The 22,162-nt window shown below is 62.9% G+C and carries 21 protein-coding genes; 10 read left to right on the top strand and 11 right to left on the bottom strand.

Annotated elements, in window-relative coordinates:
• Nucleotides 1–33: 33 nt before the first annotated feature.
• The 4 genes from MJ606_RS06790 to MJ606_RS06805 all read right to left on the bottom strand — a co-directional run bounded on the left by MJ606_RS06790 (nt 34) and on the right by MJ606_RS06805 (nt 2,517).
• A complete protein-coding gene (locus MJ606_RS06790) occupies nt 34–471 on the bottom strand; it encodes a universal stress protein (RefSeq protein WP_243048691.1) in 438 nt (145 codons plus the stop codon).
• 20 nt (nt 472–491) lie between these two features.
• The gene (locus tag MJ606_RS06795; protein ID WP_243048692.1) at nt 492–929 is read right to left on the bottom strand and encodes a universal stress protein; all 438 of its coding nucleotides are present in this window, start codon (nt 927–929) and stop codon (nt 492–494) included.
• Between the two features lie 21 nt (nt 930–950).
• Nucleotides 951–1,163, bottom strand: coding sequence for a hypothetical protein (locus MJ606_RS06800; RefSeq protein ID WP_243048693.1), 213 nt, complete (start codon nt 1,161–1,163; stop codon nt 951–953).
• 181 nt (nt 1,164–1,344) lie between these two features.
• Nucleotides 1,345–2,517 (bottom strand): hypothetical protein, encoded by a 1,173-nt coding sequence (locus MJ606_RS06805; protein WP_243048694.1) that lies wholly within the window; start codon nt 2,515–2,517, stop codon nt 1,345–1,347.
• Between the two features lie 49 nt (nt 2,518–2,566).
• Here MJ606_RS06805 and MJ606_RS06810 point away from each other — a divergent pair, with 49 nt between their 5' ends.
• Nucleotides 2,567–3,289 (top strand): helix-turn-helix domain-containing protein, encoded by a 723-nt coding sequence (locus MJ606_RS06810; protein ID WP_243048695.1) that lies wholly within the window; start codon nt 2,567–2,569, stop codon nt 3,287–3,289.
• Nucleotides 3,290–3,306: 17 nt separating this feature from the next.
• On the opposite strand, the gene MJ606_RS06815 is transcribed toward MJ606_RS06810, so the two are convergent.
• Together MJ606_RS06815 and MJ606_RS06820 are read right to left on the bottom strand one after the other, a co-directional pair.
• Nucleotides 3,307–5,355, bottom strand: a complete 2,049-nt coding sequence (locus tag MJ606_RS06815; RefSeq protein ID WP_243048696.1) for a PAS domain S-box protein — start codon at nt 5,353–5,355, stop codon at nt 3,307–3,309.
• Nucleotides 5,352–6,104 (bottom strand): response regulator transcription factor, encoded by a 753-nt coding sequence (locus tag MJ606_RS06820; protein WP_243048697.1) that lies wholly within the window; start codon nt 6,102–6,104, stop codon nt 5,352–5,354. Before MJ606_RS06820 ends, MJ606_RS06815 begins: the two co-directional genes overlap by 4 nt.
• A gap of 232 nt (nt 6,105–6,336) precedes the next feature.
• On the opposite strand from MJ606_RS06820, the gene MJ606_RS06825 reads away from it, so the two are divergent.
• From MJ606_RS06825 to MJ606_RS06840, 4 genes are read left to right on the top strand one after another with little or no spacing between them, the layout of a single operon-like run.
• Entirely contained in the window at nt 6,337–7,032 is a 696-nt protein-coding gene (locus tag MJ606_RS06825) for an ABC transporter ATP-binding protein (RefSeq protein WP_243048698.1), read from the top strand.
• A complete protein-coding gene (locus tag MJ606_RS06830; RefSeq protein WP_243048699.1) occupies nt 7,029–8,114 on the top strand; it encodes a biotin/lipoyl-binding protein in 1,086 nt (361 codons plus the stop codon). The genes MJ606_RS06825 and MJ606_RS06830 overlap by 4 nt, the downstream gene beginning before the upstream one ends.
• Nucleotides 8,098–9,579, top strand: coding sequence for an efflux transporter outer membrane subunit (locus MJ606_RS06835; protein ID WP_243048700.1), 1,482 nt, complete (start codon nt 8,098–8,100; stop codon nt 9,577–9,579). The genes MJ606_RS06830 and MJ606_RS06835 overlap by 17 nt, the downstream gene beginning before the upstream one ends.
• Entirely contained in the window at nt 9,576–10,718 is a 1,143-nt protein-coding gene (locus tag MJ606_RS06840; protein WP_243048701.1) for an ABC transporter permease, read from the top strand. Before MJ606_RS06835 ends, MJ606_RS06840 begins: the two co-directional genes overlap by 4 nt.
• 4 nt (nt 10,719–10,722) lie before the next feature.
• Here the strand turns inward: MJ606_RS06840 and MJ606_RS06845 are convergent, their stop codons facing one another.
• Entirely contained in the window at nt 10,723–11,547 is an 825-nt protein-coding gene (locus MJ606_RS06845; RefSeq protein ID WP_243048702.1) for a universal stress protein, read from the bottom strand.
• Nucleotides 11,548–11,661: 114 nt separating this feature from the next.
• Here MJ606_RS06845 and MJ606_RS06850 point away from each other — a divergent pair, with 114 nt between their 5' ends.
• Nucleotides 11,662–12,486, top strand: a complete 825-nt coding sequence (locus MJ606_RS06850) for a CBS domain-containing protein (RefSeq protein WP_243048703.1) — start codon at nt 11,662–11,664, stop codon at nt 12,484–12,486.
• Nucleotides 12,487–12,506: 20 nt separating this feature from the next.
• On the opposite strand, the gene MJ606_RS06855 is transcribed toward MJ606_RS06850, so the two are convergent.
• Both MJ606_RS06855 and MJ606_RS06860 read right to left on the bottom strand, forming a co-directional pair.
• On the bottom strand, nt 12,507–14,870 hold the full coding sequence (locus MJ606_RS06855; protein WP_243048704.1) for a phosphoketolase family protein: 2,364 nt from the start codon (nt 14,868–14,870) through the stop codon (nt 12,507–12,509).
• A gap of 385 nt (nt 14,871–15,255) precedes the next feature.
• Nucleotides 15,256–15,711 (bottom strand): hypothetical protein, encoded by a 456-nt coding sequence (locus MJ606_RS06860; RefSeq protein WP_243048705.1) that lies wholly within the window; start codon nt 15,709–15,711, stop codon nt 15,256–15,258.
• 480 nt (nt 15,712–16,191) lie between these two features.
• On the opposite strand from MJ606_RS06860, the gene MJ606_RS06865 reads away from it, so the two are divergent.
• A complete protein-coding gene (locus MJ606_RS06865) occupies nt 16,192–16,356 on the top strand; it encodes a DUF1328 domain-containing protein (protein ID WP_243048706.1) in 165 nt (54 codons plus the stop codon).
• A gap of 8 nt (nt 16,357–16,364) precedes the next feature.
• A complete protein-coding gene (locus MJ606_RS06870; RefSeq protein WP_343214801.1) occupies nt 16,365–18,035 on the top strand; it encodes a phospholipase D family protein in 1,671 nt (556 codons plus the stop codon).
• Nucleotides 18,036–18,066: 31 nt separating this feature from the next.
• On the opposite strand, the gene MJ606_RS06875 is transcribed toward MJ606_RS06870, so the two are convergent.
• Nucleotides 18,067–18,783 (bottom strand): Crp/Fnr family transcriptional regulator, encoded by a 717-nt coding sequence (locus MJ606_RS06875; RefSeq protein WP_243048707.1) that lies wholly within the window; start codon nt 18,781–18,783, stop codon nt 18,067–18,069.
• A gap of 214 nt (nt 18,784–18,997) precedes the next feature.
• Here MJ606_RS06875 and MJ606_RS06880 point away from each other — a divergent pair, with 214 nt between their 5' ends.
• Complete coding sequence (locus MJ606_RS06880) at nt 18,998–19,171, top strand: CsbD family protein (RefSeq protein WP_243048708.1); 174 nt, start codon at nt 18,998–19,000, stop codon at nt 19,169–19,171.
• A 249-nt stretch (nt 19,172–19,420) separates the two neighbouring features.
• Here the strand turns inward: MJ606_RS06880 and MJ606_RS06885 are convergent, their stop codons facing one another.
• Nucleotides 19,421–20,626: a fatty acid desaturase gene (locus MJ606_RS06885; protein WP_243048709.1), complete on the bottom strand. Its 1,206-nt coding sequence runs from the start codon at nt 20,624–20,626 to the stop codon at nt 19,421–19,423.
• Between the two features lie 611 nt (nt 20,627–21,237).
• On the opposite strand from MJ606_RS06885, the gene MJ606_RS06890 reads away from it, so the two are divergent.
• Nucleotides 21,238–22,041 (top strand): SH3 domain-containing protein, encoded by an 804-nt coding sequence (locus MJ606_RS06890; RefSeq protein ID WP_243048710.1) that lies wholly within the window; start codon nt 21,238–21,240, stop codon nt 22,039–22,041.
• The last annotated feature ends 121 nt before the right edge of the window (nt 22,042–22,162 follow it).

Consider the following 22,162-nt stretch of genomic DNA (forward strand, 5'->3'; position numbering starts at 1 on the left):
CCCGGGACGGGCAGGGTCGCCGCGCCGGTCGCCTCAGGGACAGACCATGACGGGGAGGTCCGAGCGCAGCAGTACCCGATGCGTCACGCTGCCAAGCAGCAGGCGGCCGACGCCGTGCCGGCCGTGCGACCCCATCACAATCAGGTCGCAGCCGCGCTCCTTGGCCACGTCGATGATCGCCTGATAGGGATGCTCGGCAAAGCGGTATTCGCACTCGCATGCCACGCCACTCGCCTGTGCCGTCTGTTCAATGTATTGGAGGTAGCGCTTTGCGCGTTCAGCGGCTTCGGTCTCATATGCCAGCTGTTTCGACTCGACCACTTCGATCAGGTAGGAGAGCGTGAAGAACGGCGGTACCGCATGAAAACCCAGCACGCGCGCACCCAGGGTCTTGGCCAGCTCGATACCCACGGCGGCGGATTTTTCCGAGCTTGAAGATCCATCGGTAGGAAGCAGGATATGTTGAAACATGGGAAACCTCATGGATTCGCTTAATGGCATACCAGCACGGGAACGCCAGCGTCGCCTAGTAGCTTTACCACCTCATGACTCAACTGGACGCGATGGCCGTGAGCGTATTCACTGGCGCCCACCACGATCAGATCGCAGCCTGACAGGTTCGCCGCGGCGACAATGGCGGTATACGGGCGATGATCGAACACATAGCCATCCTTGAAATCCACCCTGGCCTCGCGCGCGATGGTCGCGAGACTGGCCAGGTGTTCCTTTGCATGCTCAACGGCCTTGCCGGCGTAGCCGCCGTTCGCGTGCACGATGAAATCACTTGCCAGCGACACCGCCGCCAGGGGCGAAAGGATTTCCAGGCCCACGGCCGAGGCACCGCTGTGGGTGGCCATGTCGATGCCCACGGCGGCGGCACGCAGGGATTGATCACTGCCATCGATCGGCAAGAGGATGCGCTTGAACATAGGGGCGATCTCACATGACGGTTAGGGGCGGCGCCAATCGGCGATGATGCTGATCAGCAGCAGGACGGCACTGGTGCCGCAGATCCACTCGATGATGGGAATAGCCTGTTTTCCCCAGTCATGCACCAAGGCCAGGGAGCTGACCACCGCCACGACGGCGAGCACCGACGTGAGCGTGGAAAAGGCGAAGCGCGTCGGCGTCTTCCGCTTGTCCGGTGACAGTCCAGATGCCATGAGATCGACTCCGCAGGCGTGACCATGGATGGGCAGGTTAGTGAGCGGCCTCCGGGTCGGATTGACGCATGTCAACTTCGCTCGTCTTTGGCTTGGCGCAGATCAGCTGGATCATCGCGTGCTTGCGGATGTCGCGAGGTGTTCGTTGCGCCAGCGCTGCACATGCATGGTGGCGTGCCCTCTACATGACTAGCGGGTCAAGTGCTTCGCCGTGCGTGGCATTACCGCTTAGTGGGTAGAGGATAGGCTGGTCGATCCACATTTGCATGGCTGCACGCAGCTCGATCTGCGCCTCCAAGGATGCCGCGGCGGCTTCCATGAGCATGGCCTGGACCGGCGGCGGCAACACCATTCGACGCATCATCTCCATGGTATAGCCGGACGAGTGGATGGAGCGCGGCGGCGTCTCGCTGGAGACGATCTGCTGCCGCCTTTCGGTGGGCAGCGGATCGACCGCATTGCTTACGTTGTTGGCGAGCAGGGCGAGTCGTGGCTGCGAGGTGATCGCGGTGAGCCTGGCCTGTCGCAGGCCGAAGCGTTCCGCATCCGCCGCCAACTCGGTGGAAAGTTCCCTCAGCTTGTAGCCCAGCGTGAGGCACTCGGAAACATCGCGCCGGGCCCCTCGCTCACGTGCGAGGCGCAGGTTGCCGTACAGGCAGCCGCTGGTGAGATGGCGCGCGACGTCACGGGCGACTTTGCGACCCGTGTCGCTGTCGTAGCGCAACCCCAATAGCGCCAGCGCATCGGCCAGTCCTATCAGTCCGATGCGAAGATGCATGCCTGAATGACCGGAGGCACCCGCGGACAGCGCCGCAGCATTGTCCAGGGCGTTGACGGCAAGCTCGGCGACGGATTCAAAGGCTTCGAGATTCAGGCTCGCCTGGCTGGTGCCGGGGGCGCGCACAAAGCTGACCACATTCAGTACGGCGACAAGTTCATCGTCCGGCCAGCCGGCATCGCCCGTGCCGGCCGCGACCAGTATGCGTTCGTCAAGCAACACCTGCCATTCGCCGAGCGCATCGCAAAGGCGCCGCCCAAAAGCCCCGGTGCGCCCCGGCCTTTCTGCGCAGGCCAGCGTGCGCGCCACGCGTGACCAGGTGTCATGGATGGAGATGTCGCGCAGTTCATCGCGCAGGCGCCAGCGGAACCAGGCATCCCAGGCCTCCACGGCGGCCAGGTCGATGAATGCTGATGTTTCACTCATGGCAAGAAGACATCCCTGACGTTGGCCGGAGTGTCGCCGGGTACGGCGCTCCGGGGATTGCGTTGGGTCAATGTTCCTTGCGATGCGCCCTCCGTTACCTACTGTTACAAATCGTTGCTGACGCGAACTCGCCCGGTAACAGGCGCGCATTACCGTCCACTCCACAAGCCAAGTGTCGTGATCACATAGGGGTGTCGCCATGAACGTGCGCTTTGAACCCAATCCTTCCGAATTGCGGCCAGCAGGCTTTCTCGCCGAGGATGTCGAAGAGGCAGCCGACAGCCTGGATGTCGATCTTCTTCGCCGGTATGTCCCCGTGTTTCGCCACAAGCTTGCCGCGGGGCAGTCGCTTTACCACGCGGGCCAGCCGTTCAAGTCGCTGTTTCTCGTCCATGCGGGCTTTCTAAAGACGATTGAACTGGCTGATGATGGACGCGAGCAGATCACGGGCTTCCGGATGCGCGGGGATTTCCTGGGCATCGAGTCCATCGGGCTGGCGAGCCATGCCTGCGGTGCCATATCGCTGGAAAGTGGCGAAGCCTGGGAGCTGCCGTACCCGGCCATGCTCGGCGCCTGCCGCGACATTCCCGAACTGCAGGCCCGCCTTACGGCTGCGTTGGCGCGGGAGATTCGCGCCGATCACGCCTGGATGCTGGCCATTGGAACCTTGAACGCGGAGCAGCGCGTGGCGACATTCCTGCTGGATGTCGCCAGGCGCTATGCCCGGCTGGGATTCAGCGCCAGGCATTTCGTGCTGCGCATGCGTCGCGCCGATATCGCGAGCTTCCTGGCGCTGACGAACGAAACCGTGTGCCGCGTCATGACCAAGCTGCACGATATGCGCATGATCGACGTCGCCCGGCGCGAGATCCAGGTGCTGGACGCGGGTGCACTGCACGCGCTGGCCAACCAGTACGCCTGAATGCAACGGGGCATCCGTCAAGAAGTACGGGCGGCCTTGAGCGCTCGATGCACGGCGTCGGCCAGATCCTCTTTGCGATATGGCTTGGGCAGCAATTCGAATCGCTTCAGGGTCGCTTCGTTGACGCCCGGCGCAAGCGCCGCGTAGCCCGAAGTGAGCAATACGGGAATCCCTGGGCGAAGCTGCCGGGCCGATTCGGCCAACTCGGCGCCGGTGATGCCGGTGCCGAGCACGACATCGGAAAAGAGCAGATCGATCTCCGGGTGTTCGCGCAGGATACGAAGCGCCTCGTCCGCGTTGCCCGCCTCATGGGCGGTGTAGCCGAGCGAGCGTAGGAAGGCGAGGGCCACGCCGCGTACCTCGGATTCGTCCTCGACGACGAGAATGGCTTCATGGCCGGTCTGGCAGGAAGCCGTGGCCATTCGGGCAGAGGACGCCGCAGCTTCCGTGGGGGCTACGGGAAAGTACAGCTCAACGCTGGTGCCGTAGCCCAGCCGGCTCTCGATGGTCATGCTGCCACCGGACTGCTTTACAAAGCCATAGACCATGCTGAGGCCCAGGCCACTGCCCTTGCCGATATCCTTGGTGGTGTAGAAGGGCTCCAGCGCGTGCGCCAGCGTCTCCGGAGTCATGCCCAGCCCCGCATCCTGGATCCGAAAGACGATCTGTTCGCGAGCGAGCGGCCCCGCCTTGGCGCCCGGGACGGTATCCCGCACCAGCCGCGCCGTGATATCCAGCCTTCCGCCGCGCGGCATGGCGTCGCGTGCATTGACGGCCAGGTTGACCAGGGCGGCATCGAACTCCGCTGGATCGACGTGGATGAAGGGCAGGTCATCCGCGCAGTCCGTTCCGACCACGATGCGTTCGCCCAGCGTGCGGCCGAGCATTTCCTTGAGCTCGGCGAGCAGCTGCGCCGGCCGGATGGCCTGGGGTGAAAGGCGGCGGCGGCTCGCAAAGGAAAGCAGCTTGCTGGTAAGGGCGGCGCAACGGTCGGTTGCGCGCATGGCGCTATCGATGGCCTCCTTGGCCTCGGGTTCGTCAGGCAGCCCGGCGGACAGCAGCTGCAGGTTTCCGGATATGACGGTCAATAGATTATTGAAGTCATGGGCGATGCCACCGGTGAGCTGGCCAATGGCATCCAGGCGTTGCGCATGGGACAGTTTTTCCTCGCTGCGGCTGCGCTGGACGGCCGCTGCCAGAATATTGGCTACGGTCTGCAGGAAGTGCGCCTTGTCGTGGTCGAAGCTGCCAGGCTCCTTGGCCATGACCAGCAACAGGCCCATCGGTTCGTAACGATCAAGCAGGGGCACCATGATCGCGTCGACGAAGCCCGCATCGACAAGTGCGCCATGCGTGTTCGCGAATGTATCGCGCATCTGTTCGAAACCAGTGACGCCAGGCTCACGCTTCGCTGGAAGGATGCTTTCCTCCCTGCCGGAGAGTTCACGGCATACGATTTTCTGCAGGGTTCGTCCCATGCCGGTGGCGGCACGGCTATGCCATCCTCGTCCGTGACTGTCCCGAAACAGGATGGCAGCCGCCTCCGTATTCAAGGCCGCGGCCATCAGCGACGGCATGCTGTCGACCGCCGTCTCGTAACTGGGCGACTCCAGCAATAGCCGGCTGACCTGGCCTACGAAAGCGTCGTAGCGCGCCCGCACCAGCGTCTGTCGCGCGCGTTGCGTTTCGGAAATGTCACGGATGGATGCGGCAAAAAGCACCCGCCCGTTCGCACGTATGGGGCTCAGCCCGATTTCCACCGGGAAAACCTGCCCATTTCTGCGCACGCCGGTCAATTCGTAACCCGCGCCCATCGGACGAACGCGCGGGGTGGCCATGTAGTTTGCCCGATGCGACTGATGCGCCGCGCGCACGCGTTCGGGCAGCAGCTCCTCGACCTGCCGGTCATGCAGCTCGTGCGCCCCATAGCCAAACAGGCGCTCCGCTTGCGGATTGGCGAGCACGATGCGGCCGTCGTGATCCACCACGATCATGGCGTCGGGAGCGGTGTCGAAAAGCGCCTTGAACAGATCGGCCTCGGTGGCCTGGTCCGGTGTTGTGCTCATTCCCGCCGCACCCGCTCGGTGAAGATGTACCCCGTGCCGCGAATCGCCTTGAGCAGGGCAGGTCGCGTCGGGTCCCCTTCGATCTTCCGGCGCAGACGACCGATCTGGACATCGATGGCGCGGTCATAAGGGCCGGCGTCGTGACCGTGCAGGCGCGTCATGATGTCGTTGCGCGAGAGCACGCGGTTGGGATGTTCGAGAAACAGCTTCAGCAGCTCGTACTCGCCGGTGGTCAGTGGCACCGCGATGCCCTGCGCATCGAACAGCGCATGCGCCACCGTATCCATGCGATACCCGTTGAAGGCCAGCGTGGAGCGGGGCTCGGTGGGTGCTTCCATCATGGCCTGGCGGTCCGACCGCCGCAGCACGCTGCGCACGCGGGCAAGCAGTTCGCGCAGCTCGAACGGCTTGGTGATGTAGTCGTCCGCGCCAAGCTCCAGGCCAACGATGCGATCCACCGATTCGCCCCTGCCTGACACGATGATGACGGGACCTCGCCAGTGCCCGTGCAGGTATCGCGTCAGTTCCAGTCCGTCCTCGCCCGGAAGGCCAAGGTCCAGCAGTACCAGGTCCACGTGGGTCGACTTGAGGACTTCCTTCAGCTGCGCGCCGCTTTCGGCCGTGCTTACCGAAAAGCCCTGCGGCCCCAGATAGCGTTTGACCAGTCCGGAGATTTCCGTGTCGTCATCCACCACGAGCAGATGCGGAGGTCGGGACGATGCGGGCGTTTCGAGATCGGCAACAGGCATAGGCAGCAACCGCCTAGAGAAGGTCCGAAGTGAAATGACTTGTCCCGCTCGGCTGGCTCCAGGGGCATCGCGCGAGCACCGATGCAAGATACATCCAGCCCGGGCCGGTGAACATCGGGGGAGGGGACTTAATTGCGCCGGTCGTGAATTCTTGCGGCATTAGTGGCAAACGAACGGCGCATTGATTGACGGGCGTCAACATCGCCCGGAAACCCCTCGATAGCCTCGACACATGAGCCGAACAGCCATCAGTGCCAAGGACTTGACCAAGTCTTTCGGGGAAGGGTCTGCCATGACCATGGCAGTGAATGGGGCGAGCTTCGAGGTCGAGTTCGGCAAGATGCTGATGATCGTAGGCCCTTCGGGAAGCGGAAAGACCACGCTGCTGAGCATGATCTCCGGCATCCTGCGTCCCAACTCGGGAAGCGTGCTGGTCAAGGACACCGATCTGTGGACCCTCAGCGCCGATGCGCTGGCGGATTTCAGGCTCAACACCATTGGCTTCGTGTTCCAGGACTTCCACCTGTTTCCGCGCCTGACCACGGCGGAGAACGTCGCCATTCCGCTCATTCTCAAGCACCAGAACTGGGACAAGGCGGTTGTCGAAGGCCGGAGTGATCTTGAAGTGGTGGGGCTGGGAGATCGTGCCGACCTGCCACCGGTAAAGCTCAGCGGCGGCGAGCAGCAAAGGGTTGCCATTGCCAGGGCGCTGGTCAGCCGGCCGGACATTCTGATCCTGGATGAGCCCACGGCATCGCTCGACGGCGATACGGGCAGGAAGATTCTTCAGTTCATTCGGGAAAAAGTCCTGAGCCCCGAGCGATGCATCCTTATCGTTACCCACGATGCGCGCATCTTCGAGTTCGCCGACCGCATCATGCACATGGAAGATGGCAAGGTCACCGGCTTCGAGGAGGGTCACGCATGAAGACCCGCTATGTGTTTGGGCTGGCCGCCCTGGGAGCGCTGCTAGCGGTAGCCAGCGCAGTGGTTTCCAGCCTTCCGAAGAAGGCCATGCCGCCGGAGTTCACGCCGGCCACCAATCCCTACGAGCATGGCATCTATGCCAACGGCATCGTGGAGAGCTACCTCGCCAGCGGCGAGAACATCAACATCTATCCCGAGGTGGCCGGCAAGGTGGCGCGCGTGCTGGTGCACGAAGGCGCCTCGGTCAAAGCCGGAACGCCCCTGCTGCAGATCGACGACTCCGTGCAGCGCGCCACCGTGGCGCAGCAGCAACAGCAGGCCGCGGCGGCCCTTGCCACGCTGCAGGAACTCCAGTCGATGCCGCGCAAGGAGACGCTCGATGTGGCCAAGGCACAGGTGCTGCTTGCCCAGGCCAATCGAAAAACGGCGGCCGATGAGTTTGACAAGCAGAAGCGCTCATTCGATACCGACCCGCGCTCGGTAAGCCGCGATGCCCTGGACAGTGCGCATAACGCGTTGTTGGCGGCCGACGCCAACCTGCAGGTGGCGACCCGGCAATATGACCTGACCCGGGCCGGCGCCTGGGTATACGACATCAACAACCAGCAGATGCAATACAACGCGCTGGTGGAATCGTACAAGGCATCGAGCGCGCTGCTCGACAAATATGCCGTCGCCGCCACCACCGATGGCGTGGTGCTGGCCGTCAACACGGCGGTGGGCAGCTTCGTTTCGACGCAGGGCGTCTATGACAGCTATACCCAGGCGTTCAATCCCGTGGTGGTCATGGGAGCCTCGCAGGATTACTTCGCCGTTCGCTGCTATATCGACGAGATCCTGGTCAGCCGGCTGCCCGCACCCGAGCACATGCGCGCGCAGATGTCCGTCCGCGGCACCGACCTGAAGATTCCCCTGGAGTTCGTGCGCACGCAGCCGTACGTCACGCCCAAGATCGAGCTGGCCGACCAGCGCCAGGAGCGCGTGGACCTTCGCGTATTGCCGGTCATTTTCCGTTTCAAGAATCCCTCCAACTCGCGGATCTATCCCGGGGAACTGGTGGATGTGTATGTGGGCGAGAAGTAGCCGCTGGCTGTGGCTGGCAACCGCGCTGTTGAGCGCCTGCGCCGCGGGGCCTGACTTCGTGCGGCCGGCGGCGCCCGGCGATACGACCTATGTGCCGGCATCCAGCCAGCCAGGCAAGCTCGATGCGCTGGGGCAGGCCCAGCAGCTCGACGTACACGCGACGCTGTCAGCCGACTGGTGGCGTTTGTTCGGATCGCCCTCGATCGATACGATGGTCGACACGGCGCTGGCGAACAACCCTGGCATTCAAGGTGCCGAGGCGACCTTGCGCGAAAGCCAGGACAACCTGCGCGCCGGCTACGGGGTTTTCTTTCCCCAGGTTGGCCTGGGCGTCAGCGCGACGCGCCAGCGTGAAACGTTGTCGCGGCTGGGGCTCAGCGGGGCAGGCAGCATCTTCAACTTGTTTACGCTGGGGCCGACGATCAGCTATGCGCTGGATCTGTTCGGGGCCCAGCGGCGCACTGTGGAAGGGCTGCGGGCCAGCATGGATTATCAGCGCTATACGCTATTGGCCGCCGACATCACGCTGACGGGCAACGTGGTCAACACCGCCGTTGCGCGGGAAGCTTATGCCGAGCAGATGGAGATTACGCAGGACCTGATCGCCCTGCAGCGCGATCAACTGGGCATCACGCGAACGCGCGCCGATGCGGGCACGGTGCCGTACTCGGCGGTGGAGTCGGTGCGCAGCGCGCTGGCAACGACCGAGGCCGCGCTGCCGGCGCTGGAACAGCATCGCGACCAGGCGGACCATATGCTTTCCGCGTTGCTGGGTCATACGACAGCGCAGGAGAGCGCGCCTGGATTTCGCCTGGACGACCTGCATCTTCCCGGCGACTTGCCGCTCAGCCTGCCCTCGGCGCTGGTGCGGCAGCGCCCCGACATTCTTGCGGCCGAAGCGCAGCTGCATGTCGCCAACGCCAATGTCGGCGTGGCCACCGCAGCGCTGTTTCCCAGCTTCAGCCTCAGTGGCAGCTATGGCACGAATGGCAATACGGTCAGTTCCCTGTCCCAGGCGCAAAGCAAATTCTGGAGCGCGGGCGTGTCGGGCGATTGGCCGGCATTCCAGGGCGGCACCGCCTGGTTCAACCGCAAGGCCGCCATGGAGGGCTACAGCAAGTCGCTCAGCGATTACCGCCAGACGGTGCTTGGCGCATTCGAGCAAGTTGCCGATACCTTGAAGGCCCTGGAGCACGATGCCCTTGAACTCAGCGCCCAGAACGAGGCCATGCAGGCCGCCCAGGAGGCGTTGAAGCTCACGCAGGCCAACTATGCCGCCGGCCTCGCCGGATATCTCGACGTACTCAGCGCCGACCAGCAATACCAGCAGTCGCGCATGGCTTACGTGCAGGCGATGGCGCAGCGCTACCAGGACACGGTGGGGTTGTACGTCGCCCTGGGCGGTGGCTGGTGGAATGCGCCGCCGGCGAGCGACATGGCGAAAGCGGCGGGGAGTTCCCCATGAAGCTGCCCGGCATACTTCGTCTTGCCTACAAGCTGCTGGTCAACGACAAGGGGAAGTTCGCCGCCTTGTTGATCGGCGTGACGTTCGCCGCCTTCCTGATGGTGCAGATGACCTCGATGTTCGCCGGCATCCTGTCGCGATCGTCTTCCACGGTGGCCAATATCGGAGCGAGCATCTGGGTCATGGATCCCGCCGTCCAGACGGTTGCCAATACCATCCCCATGCCCGATTACCTGCTCGACGCCATCCGCAGCATCGATGGCGTCCGCTATGCGGCGCCGCTCTATTCGGGCGGGGCGCTGGTCAAGCTCAACAATGGCGTGTACCAGTCGGTCAGCGTGCTCGGCCTGGACGACACCAGCCTGGTCGGCCGGCCGGCGCTGGAGAAGGGCGATATCGACAATATCTACGCGGACAATGCGTTTATCGTCGTCGACGATGCCGAATACCCGAAGCTCGACAATCCGCAGATCGGCACGGAGTTCGAGCTCAACGATTTCCGCGGCGTGATCGTGGGCGTGGCCAAGGTCAACTCGTTCGGCTTGTTCGGCGTCCCCACGCTCTACACCACCTACAGCCGCGCGATCCAGTACATACCCAACAGCCGCTTCACCCTGTCGTACATACTGGTCGAGCCCAAGAAGGCCAGCGATGTCGCCTTGATCAAGGCGGCCGTGGCAAAGCTCGGTTACCTGGCGCTGACCAACGAGGAGTTCGACGATCGCATCGCCGATTTCTACAAGTACCAGACCGGCATCGGCACCAACATCATGCTGATGACCATCATCAGCTTCATCGTGGGTCTATCGATCTCGGCGCAGACCTTCTACACGTTCATCCTCGAGAATCTCGACAAGTTCGGTGCGCTCAAGGCGATCGGCGCCAAGGGGCGCGAGCTGGTGTACATGATCCTGTTCCAGGTGACCTTCACCAGCTTGGCGGGCTATGGACTGGGCGTGGGCTTGTGCACGCTGCTGATCGCCGTGGCGCGCCTGCGCCTGCCGGATTACGCCGCGATCATCACGTTCGCCAACCTGGGGATGGCCTTTGCCATGGTGCTGTTGATTGCCGCCATCTCCAGCTACATCGGCATCCGCAGGGTCATCAAGATCGAGCCGTTCGATATCTTCCGCGGCTGACAGGTCAGTGCCGCATGAGTACCGGGATCGCCGCCTTTTCCAGCGCCGTGCGCGTGGCGCCGCCGAGTATCCATTCGCTGAAACGGGTGTGCCCGTAGGCGCCCATCACCAACAGGTTGGCCTCGACGTCGGCGGCGGCGTTCAGCAATGCGCCGCCGATCAGCTCGTCCGGCTCCGACAGCATGAGGAACTCGTGCCGGATGGCGTGCCTGGCCAGATAGTTCGATAGATCAAACGGCGGCTTCCAGGCGGACATGCTGGCCGATGGCCTCTGTTGTCCATGAAGTACGACGACCTGGCGCGCCCTGGCCAGCAGGGGCAGGGCGGCGTGGATGGCCCCGATGGCTTCGGATGATCCATTCCACGCCACGGCGACACGATCCAGCGTCGACGTGGCACCCTCGGGCGGTACCACGATGCATGGCATGTGGGTGCCCAGTACGAGACTGCCCACGGCCGACGGCAGGCCCCAGGAGCCCTGCGTGCCGCGCCCGAGCACCAGCAGGTCGTGCCAGTTTCCCGCCAGCTCCAGCGCCCTTGGCACGTTCTCTTCCGCCATCTGCCAAGCGGCCCTGGTGACGCCACGCTCATGCGCAAAGGCCAGGAACGAGGCTTCCGCGCGACTGGCATGCTCTTCAAGTTCGCGTGATGCCTCCATCAGTTCCGTGATCAGCTCTGGCGCCTCATAAGGCGTGACCAACGAGCTTGGCGATGGGCAGACGAAGATCCCGGTCAACGCCGCCTCCACGGTGGCGGCGAGCCGCGCGGCGTAGTCAACCGCGGGCGACCAGTGCTTGAAGCTCTCACAGTTAACCAGGATGTCGCACATCGTCCGTCTCCGCAGGGGCTGGGAAATGCAGCGCTCGCCGGCCGCGCGCGGCCGCAAAACACGCTAACCCCTCATAGGGGCGCCATGCTGATATGCGTCAACAAGGAGTAAGCCATGCGGTGGGCTTCCAACAGGCAGCCGATGGTGGATGGCATTGACGAAAATCAATCCGCAGAGGCCGCCCGGGCAGATACTCAAATCTTTCCGGAGGGACGGACCATGAAAGTAAGCGATGCAATGTCAGGTGGCGTAAAAACCGTCTTCGTCGACGATTCGGTCACCTTTGCCATGCGGCTGATGCTGGATAACCACCTGAGCGGGCTCCCCGTCGTCGACCGGCAAGGCCACCTGGTCGGCATGCTCACCGAGGGCGACCTCATGCGGCGGGCCGAGCTTGGCACGGAGCGCAAGCACCCGCATTGGCTCGAGTTCATTCTCGGCCCGGGGCGTCTGGCCCAGGAATATGTCGACACCCATGGGCGACGGGTCGAGGAAGTCATGACCGCCGACGTGGTGTCGATCGACAAGTCGATGCCGCTGAAGGAGGCCGTGACCCTGATGGAGGGCAGGCATATCAAGCGCCTGCCGGTATTGGATCATGGCCGGCTCGTGGGCATCATCAGCCGGGCCGATCTGCTGCGAACGTTCCTGGCTACGTCCCTCGAACCAGATATCGCCCAAGGGGTATCGGATGACGTCATCCGGCAGCGCATCGACAGGGAGATCGACCGGCAGCCCTGGAATCCGCGAGCCACGGTGGGCATCAAGGTGGATCGGGGAGTGGTTGACCTGAGTGGCATCGTCACCAGCGAGGCCATGCGCGATGCGCTACGCGTTCTCGTCGAAAATACGCCAGGGGTCATCCGTATTCGCGATGACATCACGACGGTTGAACCGATCAGCGGCCTGGTGGTGCGATCTCCCACCGACGCGGCCTGAGCAGGAAATCCGCACCGTTATCACAACGTCCACCGCCAATCACGAACTTCCGGCATGTCTTCGCCGTGTTCGCTGATATAGAGCTTGTGCCGTTCCATGATCGACCAATAGCGCTCCGCGGCATCCTTGGCATGGGCCTGCAGCCGCGGGGTACGCTGGATGACATCGAGTGCCAGTTGATAGCGATCGAGGTTATTCAGCACCACCATGTCGAACGGCGTGGTCGTGGTGCCTTCGTCTTTGTAGCCCCGCACATGGAACTGGTGGTGATTCCGGCGGCGGTAGGTCAGCTTGTGTATGAGCGTGGGATAGCCATGGAAGGCGAAGATGACGGGCCTGTCCGTGGTGAACAATTCATCGAAATCCTGGTCCTGCAGCCCATGCGGGTGCTCGGAGGGTGGCTGCAACACCATCAGGTCGACCACGTTGACGACGCGAATGCGGATGTCCGGGATGTAGCTTCTCAGCAACGTCACCGCGGCCAGCGTCTCCAGGGTCGGTACGTCCCCGGCGCAGGCCATGACCACGTCGGGATTCCCCTCGTCGTTGCTGGCCCAGTCCCATATGCCGGCGCCCGCGGCGCAGTGGCGCACGGCCGCATCCATGTCGAGCCACTGCCATTCGGGCTGTTTGCCCGCGACGATCAGGTTGATGTAGTTGCGGCTGCGCAGGCAATGATCGGCGACGGAGAGAAGACAGTTGGCGTCGGGCGGGAGATAGATGCGGACGACATCGGCCTTCTTGTTGGCCACATGGTCGATGAAGCCGGGGTCCTGGTGCGAGAACCCGTTGTGATCCTGGCGCCACACGTGGGAGGTGAGCAGGTAGTTCAACGATGCGATGGGCTTGCGCCAGGGGATCGCTCGACTCACCTTGAGCCATTTGGCGTGCTGGTTGAACATCGAATCGATGATATGGATGAAGGCCTCATAACATGAGAACAGGCCATGGCGTCCGGTGAGCAGATAGCCTTCGAGCCAGCCCTCGCACAGGTGCTCGCTCAACACCTCCATGACCCGGCCATTCGGGCTGAGATCGATATCGACGGCCTCCGTTCTCGCCATCCACTCCTTGCCGGATACCTCGTAGACCGCCTCCAGCCGGTTCGATGCCGTTTCGTCGGGACCAAACAGCCGGAAGTTCGCCGTATCCAGATTGAATCGCATCACCTCGCGCAGAAACTGGCCAAGCACCCGCGTCGACTCCGCGCTGACGCTGCCCGGCGACGGCACCGCAACCGCGTGCTGGAATACGTGCGGCATCACCAGCGGCCGCAGCAGCTCGCCTCCATTGGCATGCGGGTTTGAGCCCATGCGGCGATGGCCGGTGGGCGCGAGTGCGGCGATGTCTTCGTGCAGCTGTCCGGTGGCGTCGAACAATTCCTCCGGTCGGTAGCTTTTCAGCCAATCCTCAAGCTGCTTCAGGTGCTCCGGATTTTCAAAGTTGGCGATCGGCACCTGGTGCGCGCGCCAGGTGCCTTCGACAGGCTTGCCGTCCACGATTTTTGGACCGGTCCATCCCTTGGGCGTGCGCAGGATGATCATGGGCCAGCTGGGCCGCTCGATGTCGTCCGCATCGGCATGCGCGCGTGCCTGGCGCTTGATGCGGTCGATCTTGTCCATCACCACGTCGAGCGTTCCGGCAAGCAACTGATGCACCACGGCCGGATCGCTGCCCTCGACGAGGTGCGGGTCGTATCCATAGCCGCGCATCAGCTCGAACAGTTCGCGGTCACCGATGCGTGCCAGTACCGTCGGGTTGGCGATCTTGAAGCCATTGAGGTGAAGAATGGGCAGCACCACCCCATCCCGCGCCGGATTGAGGAATTTGTTGGAATGCCAGCTGGTGGCCAGCGCGCCGGTCTCGGCTTCGCCATCGCCGATAACGCAGGCGACGATCAGCTCGGGGTTGTCGAACGCGGCGCCATACGCATGCGCCAGTGAATAGCCGAGTTCGCCGCCCTCATGGATGGACCCCGGCGTGTCCGGCGACACATGGCTGGGTACGCCATACGGCCAGGAAAACTGCCGGAACAGCCGCGAAAGCCCGTTACGGCTGCGTTCGATGGCCGGGTAACGCTCGGTATACGAGCCTTCCAGATAGGTTTGCGCCACCAGGCCGGGGCCGCCATGGCCGGGGCCGGTGACAAAGATCATGTCCAGGTCGCGCTGCTTGATAAGACGATTGAAATGAACGTAAAGCAGGTTCAGGCCAGGAGTCGTCCCCCAGTGGCCAAGCAGGCGTGGCTTTATGTGTTCGAGCTTGAGTGGCACCTCAAGCAATGGATTGTCGCGAAGGTAGATTTGCCCGACGGAAAGGTAATTCGCCGCACGCCAATAGGCATGCATGCGCTCCAGCAGCTGATTGGACAACGGGCCCTTCATCGTAGCCTCCGGATAAGGCACCACTGTTGGACGTGATGGCAAGCGTCTCGCCATGGCTTGAGCATCACTCAATACAGGATAGGTTGTCCTCGATCCGTGGATCCGAATTGATGGAGATCAACTTTTGGTGAAACCGGGCGAATGCAGGCGCCGGCCAGACGATGGGTCTGCCAGCGGCGCTTGCGCCGTGATCATGGCTCGACCGGCGGCAGGGCGTTCATCGCGTTGATCAAGATGAGTGCCATGTGCATGGGCACTGCGGCACACGTGAACCCAACGACAGCGGCAACGGAGGGTCGCCGTGACCGCCCGTTGCCGCCTTGGTCTTCGGACTATCGTGATGGGTTGTCGGCGGACGCCGCTGCTGGCGCCAACCGCCGCCCCGTCACTTTATCGGCGAGAGGGTAACCTCGCCGACGTCGACACCAAGATCGATGCCTTCGCCGGTGCCGGACAAGGCCAGGGAGACCTCGCCCTTGGTGAGCACCTGCGCCTCGCTGGCCTTGCCGGCGCCGGCATGGGCCTCGGCATCACCGTAGTCGCCGAGAATCTCCGACATCGAATGCACGTCGGTGAAGCGACCCGTTCCGTTGTCGATGTGCGACTTGCCAACCGTCAGGCCGCCGCCCTTGGCGACGATCTTGACGTGCATGGACTGGCCATTGGCGCAGGTAACCACGCCGTGTCCCTCGGACTGCTTGTAGATCAGCGACCAGGTTGAAAGGGAGAACTGCATCTTGCAGCCCAGGTCGGCGGGCTGCTCGGCGCGAGCCTGGCCCGGATGAACGGCCAGGGCCGTGACGATCAAGATCGAACTCAGTGCGAATAGATGGCGTTTCATGATGTTTGTCCTGTGTTCGCCTTGCCACAACCACAGCGCACACAAGTGGTGACAGGGACGTGCTGGGAGTATGCAGACCGTTCCACTTGCGTGGCAGCGCCGGTCAGTGGATGTACTGTCCCGTACGAACGCCCGTTGTTGGAGCTTGGCGCCAGGGTCGGCGCCCGGGACGGCGAGTACGTGCAGGCATGATCGGGTATCCCGTGCCGGCTGTATGTACGATGCGACACACAGCGACCTTGCCCATGCCGGGACTGATGTGCGATGGCGCACCGAGCGGGCGAGGCCAAGCGGGTACATTGACTGCTGAACACCACGGCAGTACCTGCGAAACACGGCTTCCGGGGTGTATTCCATCGTGAATGTCATCCACGATGGCCTGATGGGTGTGTGTGCATGGCGCACTTCCATCCACCCAAGGGCAGCTCCCGGCGTGAGCCGATGTGATGATGCCGCTTGATCACCGTTGGGAGTGACGTCATGTTGTATTACGCGTTGGTATTTCTGGTCATCGCACTGATTGCGGGTTTCCTTGGTTTTGCGGGCATCGCGGGTGCCACGTACGGCATTGCCAAGATCCTGTTCTTCGTATTCCTCATCCTGTGCGTGGTTTCCTTCTTCATGGGACGGCGGAACCGAACCTGAAGAATGGCTTGGGCCACCTCGATGGAACGTTCCAGGCGTCTGACCTATGGCGCATGTACGTGACCCCGGGGCCCCGATTCGTTGCCGGCATGTTGCGCACGAGATTCATTGCCTGCTTGCCAGCGGTGCTGGCCGTGGGGCTTGCGCTGGCAGGTTGCTCGTCCTTGCGAAAGGGCTTCGTCAAGCAGCCCAGCAGCGGATTGCCCCAAGTGTCCGACACTGCTTCGGCACGTTATATCGGGGCCCAGCTGAGCCAGCATGCTTCCGGCGTATCGGGTTTTCGACTTCTCACCCGTAGCTCCAACGCCTTGATGAGCCGTATTGCGATCATCGACCAGGCCAGGCATTCGATCGACCTGCAGTACTACATCTTCAAGAACGATGCGACCGGGCGGCTGGTGGCACAACATCTGCTGGCGGCGGCGGATCGCGGCGTTCGCGTGCGCATGCTGCTGGATGCGATGGACCTGACCAACGAGGACCGGATGCTGGGCGCGCTGGACGCGCACCCGGGCATCGAGGTGCGGCTGTTCAACCCCTTCGGTACCCGCTCGCCGTCGATGCTTTCGAAGATGAGCCAATTCATCGTGGAAGGCCGTCGACTCAATCGCCGGATGCACAACAAGTCCCTCATCGTCGACGGCACGGTGGCGATCATCGGCGGGCGAAACATCGGCGATGACTACTTCGACGCGAGCAATGACACCAACTTCCGCGATGTCGACCTGATCGCGATCGGGCCGGTAGTGCCGCAGGCATCGCATGCGTTCGACGCCTACTGGAACTGCGATGCCGCCTATCCCGTGGAGGCCTTTCGCGATGCCCGCGATACACAGGATGATCTGGCCAAGCTGAGGATCGCCCTGGCCAAGGATGCAAGATCGTTCGCGCAGTCCGATTATGCGGCAGCCGCCCTGGAGGCGTTTCCTGATGGCGCCACGTCCGATCGGAGCGGTGAGTGGTTCTGGGGCAGCGCCGAGCTGGTTTCCGATAGTCCGGAGAAAATCAACATGGAAGGCGATGTGCCGTCCCTGCGCATTGGTCCGAAGCTCAAGGCGATGATCGGGGGCGCACAGCGCCAGGTGCTGTTGATATCGCCGTATTTTTTGCCCGGCAACGACGGCTCGCAGTTTCTTGCCGGCATTGTCCGGCGCGGGGTGCCGGTGAAGGTGCTTACCAATTCGCTCGCGTCGAACGATGAGCCTGCAGCATATTCGGGTTATGCGCGGTATCGGGTTCAGTTGCTGGAGGGTGGGGTGGCCCTCTACGAATTGCGGCCGGATCAAGGCGCGGCCCAGCCGATGACGGCGCGTGGGCGATCATCGGGCATCAGCCTTCATGCAAAGGCCATGGTGGTGGACAGCGAGCACGTGTTCATCGGTTCGCTCAACATGGATCAGCGCTCCAAGCTGCTCAATACCGAGATGGGGCTTATCGTCGACTCGGCTCCCCTGGCGCAGGCTGTCGAGCAATTCTTCAATACGGCCACCCTGCCGGAGAACGCGTTTCACGTCGTGTTGCAGCAGGTGCCGGTAGGGGCAGGGTATCCCTGGCAGATGCGGTGGCTCTATCGCGACAAGGGGGTGGATATCAACGCCAGCCGCGAGCCTGGTGCGACCGAGGGGCGACGCATCGAAGTGTTTTTCCTGCGCATGCTTCCGCTTGAGAACCTGCTCTGAAGTGTCGTGGTCATTCCGATGCAGCCGGTATTCAGTCCGTCTCCGCGGGCAGCAGGCGATCGTATTCCTTCTTGACCACGGCATAGCATTCGCAGGTGCGTTTTTCGAGGCCGGCGCGATCCAGCACGGTGATGTGCCCGCGCTGGTAGCGGATCAGCCCGGCCTGCTGCAGGTTGCCGGCCGCCTCGGTAACGCCTTCACGACGCACGCCCAGCATGTTGGCGATAAGTTCCTGCGTCATCACCAGCTCCCTGGAATGCAGGCGGTCGAGGCTCAGCAACAGCCAGCGGCACAATTGTTGGTCCAGCGAGTGATGGCGATTGCATACCGCCGTCTGCGACATCTGGGTGATCAGCGCCTGGGTGTAGCGCAGCAACAAGTGAAGCGCCGGGCCGGCGCGGTTGAACTCCTGCAGCATCAGGTCCGCCTTCAGCCGGAATCCCAGGCCGGCGCTTTGCACCAGTGCCCGGCTCGTGGTGGACTGGCCGCCCATGAACAGCGAGATGCCGACGATGCCATCGTTGCCGACCACGGCGATCTCGGCCGAGGCGCCGTCTTCCATCACGTAGAGCAACGAGACGATCGAGGTCGTTGGAAAGTACACATGGCTCAGTCGGCTGCCGGACTCGTAGAGCACTTTGCCGAGCGGCATGTCGACCGGCTCAAGATGCGGTGCCCAACGGACCCATTCGGCATCGGGCAGGGCCGCAAGCAGCCGGTTCTGTCGCGGGTCGGAAGCTGCGGCCATACTTGTCCTCATCGCGCTCTTTCGCGGATTTTAGCATTGGAATGCCCGGTTTCGCCGGAGATGGGATCTTGCGGGGGCCATTCCCGCCGGCGCCTTGCGGAACACGCGGCGCGACTGTCACTCCAATGTGTGTGCCGACGTACAGAGCCGCAGCCGGTCAAGGTGTAGGTTGGTTGATGTCATTGATGTCGCAATCCGGCGACAGGAGTTCATCATGGACAAGAACCGAATCGAAGGCACCAAGCACGAGGTCAAGGGCGCACTGAAAGAAGCTGCAGGCAAGGTGACCGGCAATCCCGCCAAAGAGGCGGCTGGTCGTTTCGAAAAGGATGCGGGAAAGCTGCAGAAGGACGTAGGCAAGGCGCGTGACGAGTACAAAAAGCACTGATTAGTGTGAAGGACAGATGAGATTTCACCCATCTCTCCATCCCAAGCGCGGCAAGACCACGAAGCCTCCGGCAGGGACGCCGGGGGCTTTCGTGTGTGGTCGGTACGGCAAATTCCAGGCGTACTGCGCCTGGTTTTCATGCCGTCGTGGCGATGTGCCGTACGTACCAGCGAAGCAGCGGCCGCAGCGCCGCGCCGCACCGTGCACAAGAATGGAGGTCGCCACGGATGCTTGCTACGCGCGGGATGTTCATTCGCCCAGGCGGCGAAGAGGAGCGCGCGGCACGGCCCTGCTTTCGCTGAGGGACAGGGCGAACCGTTGGAGCGCGCCAATGCCGCTGGCCTGGGCCGCGCGCACCCATTGGGAAAGGGCCTCCGCCGCACGTTCCGCATTGCGCATCTCCATCAACGCCGCAAGCTGGCCCCGTAGCTGGCAAATGGTGCGCAGGCATGGCTGAGTCTCGATCCAGGCATTGAGACGCTCGCGCTCGTCCGCCGAAAGCCAGCGCCCGCCATCGGCCAGTGCGCGACGCAGGCGTATCGCCAGCTTAGGGTGGCGGCTGCCCTGGCGCCTGGCCTCATCGCGCACGACCGGCAAGGTGACCTTGCGGAAGAATTCCGTCATCACTTTCACCCGTGGGGACAGTGCCACGGCGCGCGCCGTTCCGGCGGCCATATGCGCCTGCTCGGCGACGGCGATACGCCTGACGCGTGCGAGCCCGAGCAAGGAGAGAGTCTGGATCACCAGCCAACCGGCGTCGAACTCGAAGCGACGTACCGAAAACTTGGCCGAACTCGGAAAGGCGTGATGGTTGTTGTGCAGCTCCTCGCCTCCCACCCAGATCGCCAGAGGCATCATGTTGGCCGACTTGTCTGGTGTTTCGAAGTTGCGATAACCCCACCAGTGGCCAATGCCATTGACCACGCCGGCGCCCCAAAACGGAATCCACATCATCTGCACCGCCCATATCGCCATGCCGCCAACACCGAACAGGGCAAGGCTGATGACGGCCAGCAGGGTGGGGCCCCAGTTGCAGTGCGGTGTATAGAGATGGCGCTCGATCCAGTCATCCGGCGTGCCGCGGCCATAGGTCGCCAGCAGCTGGCGGTCTTGGCGCGCCGCGGTGTACAGCTCCGTGCCCCGCCAGAGCAACGAATGGATACCGACAATGTACGGACTGTGCGGGTCTTGCCCGGTATCCGCGTACGCATGGTGCTTGCGATGCACCGCGACCCAATCCCGGGTCACCATCGCGGTCGTCAGCCAGCTCCAGAACCGAAACGCATGCGCGAGCGCGGGATGGAAATCGACGGATCGATGGGTCTGGCTACGATGCAGGTACAGCGTCACGGTGAGTATGGTGAGCTGGGTCATCACCAGCAGATACACAAGCATCACGCCCAGCCCAGCATGGAGCAGGCCGTGCGATGCCAGATCTAGCAAGCGGTCGAACATAGGGGTTGCCTGGCATGAGGGGGACATCTACCGTTGCATTGCCACACGTCATGGATAACACGATGCGCCGACGTTGCGTCGGACGCGGGAAATAGCTTGTTCCTTTAGTCTATTGGGCCTTGAGACATCCGTTTCTCGGCGCGCAATGAAGCCCGTGTCATGGTGCGAAAAGCCCGGATGGGCGTCTGTTCTCGACCACACATAGGTTTTTCAGCTTTCCCGAATCGCGGCATCATCGCCCAGCGTTCGTTGCCGAACAGTACAGGGCGAGTGACAGCGGTATCTTCCATTCAGCAAAGCACGCATGGCGGATCGAAGCATCTGCGATCCAGATGCCTCGTTGGCAACGAGGGGGAGGGAGATGCGGCGTCTGCTTCGTAGATCTGAAGGAGAGCCGTCACGACCATTGGCACGGGGAAAACAGTCTTCGCTGCCCGCAAGGGCGGCGAGGGTTGTGTCGTCGCCACGTCATGAGTCGTGGCCGCCACAATGGGGCCGCTTCCGGCTGAAATCGGCAAGCCACCCGCGACACTGCGGCTGTGCGCGCCAGCGCACCGTGATGAATGCGTCAACCGCGTATAGCTGCTACTCAAGATCACGAGGGCAAGCCGATGAAACGCATTCTTTCCATCACTGCACTGAGCTTCTCCATGGTTGCATTCGCATCGGCCATGGCGGCCGATGGCTATGTCACGGGGCAAGTGAATATGCGCGCCGGGCCGGACACCAGCTATCCCAGCGTCATCGTGCTGGGTACGGGCACCGAGGTTTCCATCCAGGGTTGTGTCGATGGCTGGTCGTGGTGCGATGTCATCACGGGAGGCAATCGCGGCTGGGTCGCCGGCAGTTACCTGCAGGAAAATTACCAGGGGCAGCGGGTTCTCGTCCCGGCCTATGGCGTGCAGATCGGCATTCCCATCATCACCTTCGTGTTTGGCACCTACTGGGACGACTATTACCGTAATCGTCCTTGGTACAGCCAGCGAGAACATTGGAGCCAGGTAACGCCCAACTATCGTCCTGTCGCGGCAAGCGATGACCATCGCCGTGACGCGGGCGCCGGTTCGCCCGACCATGGACATGGCGCTTCGGCGAACGACGCGGAGCCATCACGTGCCGCCCATGTTCCGGCAGCCAACGAGCCAAGATCATCAGACCTGGCTGCCGCGCGACCGGCGCAACATGCCGAGCCGTCCGCAACGGCTGCCCGACCTGTGCGACAGGCTGCAACGTCGTCTACCGTGGCCTCCCAGCATCACGCCGCCCCGGCTGAACGCCATGTGGCACAGGCGCGAGTGACTGCACCGCACGCAACTGCATCGCATGCCGCTCCCGCTGCAAGGGCATCCCGGCCGGCATCGCCCGAAAGGTCAGCCCCGAAGGAAGAGGGCGGCAATGACAAGAGCCAGCACTGAGTGTGCATGAGCACGCCTGCGACCATGGCGATTCCGGCGGTGAGGTCTTCGCTCCAATGGACCTCGCTGGCGGCCCCGCGATTCCCGGTGGCTCGCGCGGGCGTTGACCCGCGCGGAAGTC

This window comes from Dyella sp. RRB7 (assembly GCF_022761115.1).
In the GTDB taxonomy this organism is placed as follows: Bacteria; Pseudomonadota; Gammaproteobacteria; order Xanthomonadales; family Rhodanobacteraceae; genus Dyella.

Coding starts and splice junctions, on each gene's coding strand:
- MJ606_RS06790 (WP_243048691.1), bottom strand. CDS start 471: ATGTTTCAACATATCCTGCTTCCTACCGATGGATCTTCAAGCTCGGAA.
- MJ606_RS06795 (WP_243048692.1), bottom strand. CDS start 929: ATGTTCAAGCGCATCCTCTTGCCGATCGATGGCAGTGATCAATCCCTG.
- MJ606_RS06800 (WP_243048693.1), bottom strand. CDS start 1,163: ATGGCATCTGGACTGTCACCGGACAAGCGGAAGACGCCGACGCGCTTC.
- MJ606_RS06805 (WP_243048694.1), bottom strand. CDS start 2,517: ATGCGCGCCTGTTACCGGGCGAGTTCGCGTCAGCAACGATTTGTAACA.
- MJ606_RS06810 (WP_243048695.1), top strand. CDS start 2,567: ATGAACGTGCGCTTTGAACCCAATCCTTCCGAATTGCGGCCAGCAGGC.
- MJ606_RS06815 (WP_243048696.1), bottom strand. CDS start 5,355: ATGAGCACAACACCGGACCAGGCCACCGAGGCCGATCTGTTCAAGGCG.
- MJ606_RS06820 (WP_243048697.1), bottom strand. CDS start 6,104: ATGCCTGTTGCCGATCTCGAAACGCCCGCATCGTCCCGACCTCCGCAT.
- MJ606_RS06825 (WP_243048698.1), top strand. CDS start 6,337: ATGAGCCGAACAGCCATCAGTGCCAAGGACTTGACCAAGTCTTTCGGG.
- MJ606_RS06830 (WP_243048699.1), top strand. CDS start 7,029: ATGAAGACCCGCTATGTGTTTGGGCTGGCCGCCCTGGGAGCGCTGCTA.
- MJ606_RS06835 (WP_243048700.1), top strand. CDS start 8,098: ATGTGGGCGAGAAGTAGCCGCTGGCTGTGGCTGGCAACCGCGCTGTTG.
- MJ606_RS06840 (WP_243048701.1), top strand. CDS start 9,576: ATGAAGCTGCCCGGCATACTTCGTCTTGCCTACAAGCTGCTGGTCAAC.
- MJ606_RS06845 (WP_243048702.1), bottom strand. CDS start 11,547: ATGTGCGACATCCTGGTTAACTGTGAGAGCTTCAAGCACTGGTCGCCC.
- MJ606_RS06850 (WP_243048703.1), top strand. CDS start 11,662: ATGCGGTGGGCTTCCAACAGGCAGCCGATGGTGGATGGCATTGACGAA.
- MJ606_RS06855 (WP_243048704.1), bottom strand. CDS start 14,870: ATGAAGGGCCCGTTGTCCAATCAGCTGCTGGAGCGCATGCATGCCTAT.
- MJ606_RS06860 (WP_243048705.1), bottom strand. CDS start 15,711: ATGAAACGCCATCTATTCGCACTGAGTTCGATCTTGATCGTCACGGCC.
- MJ606_RS06865 (WP_243048706.1), top strand. CDS start 16,192: ATGTTGTATTACGCGTTGGTATTTCTGGTCATCGCACTGATTGCGGGT.
- MJ606_RS06875 (WP_243048707.1), bottom strand. CDS start 18,783: ATGGCCGCAGCTTCCGACCCGCGACAGAACCGGCTGCTTGCGGCCCTG.
- MJ606_RS06880 (WP_243048708.1), top strand. CDS start 18,998: ATGGACAAGAACCGAATCGAAGGCACCAAGCACGAGGTCAAGGGCGCA.
- MJ606_RS06885 (WP_243048709.1), bottom strand. CDS start 20,626: ATGTTCGACCGCTTGCTAGATCTGGCATCGCACGGCCTGCTCCATGCT.
- MJ606_RS06890 (WP_243048710.1), top strand. CDS start 21,238: ATGAAACGCATTCTTTCCATCACTGCACTGAGCTTCTCCATGGTTGCA.